5 protein-coding genes and 1 pseudogene are annotated in these 6,124 nt (G+C 65.3%); 3 read left to right on the plus strand and 3 right to left on the minus strand.

What is annotated here, in order from left to right; all coding sequences use genetic code 11:
- The 3 genes from Q4F73_RS09250 to idi form a co-directional block, all read left to right on the plus strand.
- On the plus strand, positions 1-387 hold a 387-nt coding region (locus tag Q4F73_RS09250; RefSeq protein WP_303359062.1), incomplete at its 5' end, for a hypothetical protein.
- Entirely contained in the window at positions 365-2,095 is a 1,731-nt protein-coding gene (locus Q4F73_RS09255; RefSeq protein ID WP_303359063.1) for a hypothetical protein, read from the plus strand. The genes Q4F73_RS09250 and Q4F73_RS09255, both read left to right, overlap by 23 nt.
- 18 nt (positions 2,096-2,113) lie before the next feature.
- Complete coding sequence (gene idi / locus Q4F73_RS09260) at positions 2,114-2,668, plus strand: isopentenyl-diphosphate Delta-isomerase (protein WP_303359064.1); 555 nt, start codon at positions 2,114-2,116, stop codon at positions 2,666-2,668.
- Here idi and Q4F73_RS09265 read toward each other — a convergent pair.
- The 3 genes and pseudogenes from Q4F73_RS09265 to Q4F73_RS09275 all read right to left on the minus strand — a co-directional run.
- On the minus strand, positions 2,657-3,847 hold the full coding sequence (locus Q4F73_RS09265) for a hypothetical protein (protein ID WP_303359065.1): 1,191 nt from the start codon (positions 3,845-3,847) through the stop codon (positions 2,657-2,659). The two genes, idi and Q4F73_RS09265, sit on opposite strands and share 12 nt — an antisense overlap.
- Positions 3,848-3,990: 143 nt before the next feature.
- Positions 3,991-5,187, minus strand: coding sequence for a hypothetical protein (locus Q4F73_RS09270; RefSeq protein ID WP_303359066.1), 1,197 nt, complete (start codon positions 5,185-5,187; stop codon positions 3,991-3,993).
- Positions 5,188-5,341: 154 nt separating this feature from the next.
- Positions 5,342-6,124: pseudogene (locus tag Q4F73_RS09275) on the minus strand (hypothetical protein); the annotation flags it as partial.

The following is a 6,124-nucleotide window of genomic DNA, read 5'->3' on the forward strand; positions in this document are numbered from 1 at the left end:
GGGTTGGGGGATCCGATCGACGAGCCTTTCTATGACGGCAATCGGTCCGCGATGTGTTCGTTCACCGCACTCGACGAGCAGCGCTATCCGGGGGTCTTCTCGCTGGTGGGGGACCGGAATTCGAAGGCCAAACTCGAGGAACAGGGCTTGATTCTCGGAGACATGTCGACAGGGATTGTGCCAGGGGGCTATCTGCATCTGATGCCTAATGACATCGAGAACAATTGCAGCGCTGCAGTTCACACAAATCGGGGGCGGCTCATTGTCAGGTACACCGAGGTCCTATCCGAACGGGACCGACAGCACTATTGCGACGTCGCCTCCGCGACGTTGAACTCGATCTACAACCAATTGGGGGAAATCCATGGACGTTTTCATCGACCATGATTCGGTAATCGGAGGAGTACAGGAGCTCAAGGTCATCGGCCAACGTGCGGTGACGACCGCAGACCGAGCTCTCCAAAATTCACTCAACGCCAGCTTCTCCGGGGTCTCGGGCCTGGACCAGCTGGGAGGGAACCATGGCGGGGTGATCAACGGCGGACCGGGTTCGGCCATTGCGGTGATGCAGTCCTACGCCGAGCAGGTGGAATGGCTCAGCGGTGCACTCGCTGCCAGCTACCAGGCGCTCACCGGTCAGAACGCCTTCGTGGCTCGGGGGATGGACATTGCGGATGAAGGTGGCGTCGTCGGTGATGACGGAGTGAGCTTCCCGCCGCGCCCGCGTCCACGTTTCGACAGCTTCGCTTTCATCCCCCCGGTGGTGACTCCGGCGGTGTCGATCAATCAGCTCAACATGGATTTCTCATCCACCCGGATCGGCGAGCTGGTGCAGGCGTCGCAGATGTGGCATCGGATGGCGGCTGATGTACAGGCGATCGCCAGTGACCTGCAGACGGTGGCCGGTGATCTCGGGGCACGGAATCGGGGTGACGTGATTGAAGCTGCCATCGGCAAGGTGTCGGAGGTGGCACGCGCAGGGCAGAGTTTCGCCATGAATTCGACGATCATGGCGAAGTCCGTGGAGATGGTCAACGTGGTCCAGCAGCAGGGGGCGTTGACCGTGGCGATGGCGATGCCGGCCATCAACGCCATCCCGAATCCGGTGGCACGGGCTGCCGCAGAGCGCGCCTTCCTCATGTCATTCCCGGCCAGCTACACCCCGGCAGTCGCGGCGGGTGTGCCACCGATCCGGAACCTCATGGTGATGGACCCGGCACCGGATGGCGGGGGAGAGATCGCACTGGGCATGGGCCATGTGGAGGGGAAGGGAACCAAGCACAACGCGCAGGGTCTGCGCGCGCCGGGCGCGCCGTTGGAGGCACTGACCTCCCTGCAGCGGGCGGTGGGTGCCGGCGAGTTCGGAACAGTTCAGGCCGGGGTCAATGATCTGGCACGGGTCAACGGTGGCCACCTCAACCCGCTGGTCAATGGGGCGGACGTGGGGACGACGGCAGCCTCCGCAGGAACGCTGACTGCACCGCCGAGTATCGGCACCATGGGTCCACCGACCGGTGGTGTCACTGCGGGCACCGGATCCGGGTCTTTCCCCCCTCCGTTGGCCGGCCTTGGACAGGCCCCCACGGGAAGTGCCGGGTTGGGCCGCACCTCGGTGCCCGCCGGTGTCGCGAACGGCATGGCCACCCCGGGCGGGATCGGGCCGATGGCCGCGGTGAATCCGAGCACACGTCCAGGCTCCGCGCGCCTCGGTGGCGGAAGTGCGGGGATGCCGGGCGGTGGTGTCCGCCCGGGTAGCGGCGGAGTGCCCGGAGCCGGCGGAGTGCGCGCGCCCGGCAGCGGAGGGCTGTCCGGGGCGAGCGCGGCGCGTATGCCCGGCGGCGTTCCGGCGGCCGGTGTGGCAGCGGGACCGGTAGCGGGGGCGGGGATGAGTGGGGCGTCGAGAAGCGGCGGTGGAATGACACCCCGCGGAATGATGCCCATGATGGGTGCTCCGATGGCGGGACAGGCGCAGGGTAAGCAGTCGAAGGTGAAGTCGGTGACCTCGGCGGTGGAGGAGGAAGGCAACGTGGCGGAGCTCATCGGGGAGCGGCCCGCAGTGGTGCCCGGGGTGATCGGAGCGTGGGCCCGCGATTGACCTGGGTAGGGTGGGGGCATGACTGACGACGTTGAACTGGTGGTTCTGGCCGACGAGCAGGGTGAGGCTACCGGTACCGCGCCGAAGGCCACCATCCATACCGCGCACACCCCCTTGCACTTCGCCTTCTCCTGCTACCTGTTGGACTCGCACGGGCGGCTGTTGCTCACGCGCCGGGCGCTGTCGAAGAAGACGTGGCCCGGGGTGTGGACCAACAGCTTTTGTGGGCACCCGGGCCCCGGGGAGAGCAACGAGGAGGCGGTGGCCAGGCGCAGCGTCCAAGAGCTGGGGCTGGCGCCGGGAGCGCTGAGCGACATCGTCGAGGTGCTGCCGGACTTCAGGTACCGGGCGGTGGACTCCAGCGGCATCGTCGAAAATGAGATCTGCCCCGTGTTCGTCGCCCGCCTGCGGGAGGGCGAGCAGGCGCAGCCTCGGGAAGATGAGATTGATTCCCTGGCCTGGGCCAGCCCGCAAGAGGTGTTCAGCGCAGTGGACGCCACCCCCTTCGCCTTCAGCCCGTGGCTCGTCGAGGAGTTGGGGGAGCACCGCCTTCGGGAGGCGCTACGGGGTTGAGCGCATGAACTCCGAGGTGGAGTGCTGGATGGAGAAGGGCGGTGCGGCCGCCCGGAACATTTCCAGGAACTGCAGGGGGATCTGGGGGCGTCCGCCGACGCAGTGGGTCTCCGTGTGCACCTCTTCGCAGATCTTGTCGAGGACGTAGACGAAGAACAGCGGGGACATGAGCGAATGGCCGTAGCCCTCCATGATGGAGGTCATGGTTCTGATACACCAGGTGCCGTTTCCCTCGGAAGCCCAGAACAGGGAGCGCTGCAGGGTCGCGAGATCCTCCAGGGAACAGCCCGGGGTGATTCTCTCGGGCATGGGGCGGCGGATGTCGCCTTCCCAGCCGCCGATCAACCAACGGTGGTGGTCTTCCAGCCAGAGTTTCTGGAGGCAGACGTTGCCGTGCACCCGCTGGACCAGGATCTCCCCCGTGAGGAGGGCGTACCATTCGCGGATGAGCGGGGCGGAAGCGGCGAGGATGGGTGCTGATTCGACGAACATGTCCAGGCGTCGGGTCAGTCGTTGGCGGACCGATTCGGCCGGGACCCAGTCGTAGCCGAAGGCCATGAGCATCGAGTCATGGATGAAGCGCAGTGTCTGTCCGAGTGCGACCCCTTTGGTGTGGGAGTACATCTGGGCAGGGGCGGCGCGACGGGCCTCATCCCAGGCGTTGACACCGGTGGGCATCCGACGCAGCGTGCCCAACACATAGCTGCGGTCCTGGTACGTGGTTTCGATGCGCCCGATGAGATCGGGTGAATAGGCGCCGATCAGGGTGGACAGCAGCTCCACCTCGTGGGGGATACCCGGCCAGACGCGGCGGTAAAAGGTGAGGACGAACTTCTCTATCTCGGGCCAGGCGGGCTCATCGGTGAGGTAGATGTCGATCCGGTTGTCGTCGCGTGTGCTGCGGACAAAGCACAGTGTGTCGGGCATGGATCCGAGGAAGGTGCCCAGGCCCACGATGTCGCCGGTGCTGATTCCCCGGGCGAGATCGAATCCCGTGGGCACTACATGCTGGTCGAGGGGGGTGTCGTCCTCGCCGAGGATGTACTGGTAGAGGGATTCGTCTTCCGGGTCGTCCGTGCGGCCGATGATGTGGCGGCCACCGGGGACGGCGGCACTGGCGGCAATGGTCAGGTCGCCTGGCGACGGCACTGGTGACCGCAGCAAGTGATCTGTTGTCACTGCGTCGAGCTGATCAGTGGGCACCGTAGTGGGACCTTCCTGTGTTGAGTTTGCTCGTTGATCCCCCACTCCCGCGGGGGCTCTGGATGGAATGATCCTATCAACGGCAATGAAAAAAAGGGGTCCCTTTTGTTAGGAATTTCTTAGGAAAATCGCATGAAGCTTGACTCCTCGAGCTGCCGGTGCAGGGACGGCTCGACCTCGGCGAACCAGGTCAGGAACGACATGAGTGTCTCCGTCGACGCCTCCGGATCGAGCGAGGCGCAGACCAGCTGCTCACAGATGCGATCGAGGACGAAGGAGATGAAGGGGACCGAATAGATCGGGTCGCCGTACCCCTCGCAGATCGACGCCATGAGCATCCGGCACCAGCTGCCGTTTCCTCCGCACGCCTCCACGAGGGAGCCGTTGAGGATGGCCAGGTCCCGCAGGGGGGACCACAGTCGGGCACGTTCCGCCATCGGCAGGCGCACGTCGCCCTCCCAGCCACCGATGAGCCACGTGTTGTCCTCCTCGAGCCAGATCCGGTCGAGGGTGAGATTTCCGTGCAGCCGGTGCACGAGCATGGTGCCGCGCAGCTGGTGGTACCAGGCCGTGATCCAGCCGACGTGATTATCGAGCAGTTCGGGGCACTGCGTGCGAAACGCCTCCAGTCGCTCCAGCAGCGCGGTCTGGATCACCTCGGCGGATTCCTGCTCGTAGGGGAATGCCATGAGCAGGGAGTCATGGACGTAGCGCACGGTGGCCCCGAGTTCGACACCCTCATCGTAGGAGAACACCTGAGCCTCGGCGCCGGCCCGGAAATACTCGAGCGCCCTCGTACCCGTGGGCAGACGGCGGATGGTGCCGAGAATGTAGCGTCGGCCGTGCCACTTCCACTCGATTCTGCCCAGCAGGTCCGGCGAGTAGCGCCCGGTCACGGTCGACAGGGCCTCGACCTCGACGGGGGTGCCGGGCCAGACGCGGCGGTACAGCGTGAGGACGAACTTCTCCCCGACGTCGAGATCATCGGTGAGATAGACATCGATGCGGTGTTCGTCGCGGCTGTGGCGCACGTACTGCAGATCGGCAGGCATGACCCCCAGAAATCTGCCGATGCCGATGTCATCGCCGTCGTTGAGGTTCTCGCACAGTGCCAGGCCGGCCTCGGTCGCTCCGTGCAGCATGGGCGTGCCGTCGTCGTCAAGCATGAACTGGATGACGGAATGGCCGTCGCTGTCGTGGTCGGTGAGCAGGACGTGTTGGCCGCCCGGGATGGGGCCGGAGGCGACCACGTCGAGGGCGGACGGGAAGGGCATGGTCACCAGGGCTCGTGCAACGACCTCGCGGGCGTTGTTCATGTGGGTTGTCACCTTTCGTCGGCAGGCCCTCACGAGCTGTAGGGGACCGAGGGGGGAACGCTTCTACTGAGACTGCCTCAAACATAGAGGAGGTCTCCGTGTCATGTACAACCCATCAGACCGCAGAGGTGACCTGGGCCACCAGAGTCAACGCTTAGGCCGGGCGCAGGAAGGACGAGGGTTCCATCGTTTCCCGCGTGGGAAGAGCGACCTCCCGGAACCACTCGAGGAACTCGAAGGGCAGATCGGGCTCACCGTCAGCACTCATCGTTTCCTCGGCGACCTCCTTGCACGCGCGATCCAGCACGAAAGCGGAGAACAACGCGGACATCATCGGTTCGCCGTACCCCTCGAAAATGGCGGCCATGGCCTTGATGCACCACGCCTTGTTGCCCCGGCACGCCCAGAACATGGAGCGCTGCAGGGAGGCCAGATCCTCGAGGGGGCAACCGAGTCGAGCACGTTCCTCCATGGGTGCAACGACCTCCCCGGCCCAGCCTCCGATGACCCATCGTTCATCCGGACCCAGCCACATCTGCTTCAGATTGACGTTGCCGTGCAGGCGTTGGACGAGCATCTCTCCGTCGAGCGAGCGGTACCAGTCCCTGATCCACGGGGCGTATTCGGCGAGCCGTGGCGCCATGTGGACGAAGTCGTCGAGGCGGTCCTCCAGCCGCTGCATGTGCTCCGCCGCGGACGCCCACTCGTAGGGGAACGCCAGAAGCAGTGAGTCGTGGAGGAAGCGCAGGGTCCGGCCCAGCTCGATGCCCTGGGTATGGGAAACAACCTGGGCGGCCAGACCCTCCCGGGTGTAGTCGAGGGCGTTGACACCCCGCGGAAGCCGCCGCATGGTGGCCAGGACGTACGTGGCGTCGTCGATCTCCAGCTCGATGCGGGCCACGATCTCCGGGGAGAACGGCCCGACGATCGTGCTCAG

Source organism: Corynebacterium sp. (genome assembly GCF_030535495.1).
GTDB lineage: Bacteria > Actinomycetota > Actinomycetes > Mycobacteriales > Mycobacteriaceae > Corynebacterium.

Excerpts from the sequence above, each read along its gene's own strand:
- idi (WP_303359064.1), top strand. The coding sequence starts at position 2,114 with ATGACTGACGACGTTGAACTGGTGGTTCTGGCCGACGAGCAGGGTGAG.
- Q4F73_RS09255 (WP_303359063.1), top strand. The coding sequence starts at position 365 with ATGGACGTTTTCATCGACCATGATTCGGTAATCGGAGGAGTACAGGAG.
- Q4F73_RS09270 (WP_303359066.1), bottom strand. The coding sequence starts at position 5,187 with ATGAACAACGCCCGCGAGGTCGTTGCACGAGCCCTGGTGACCATGCCC.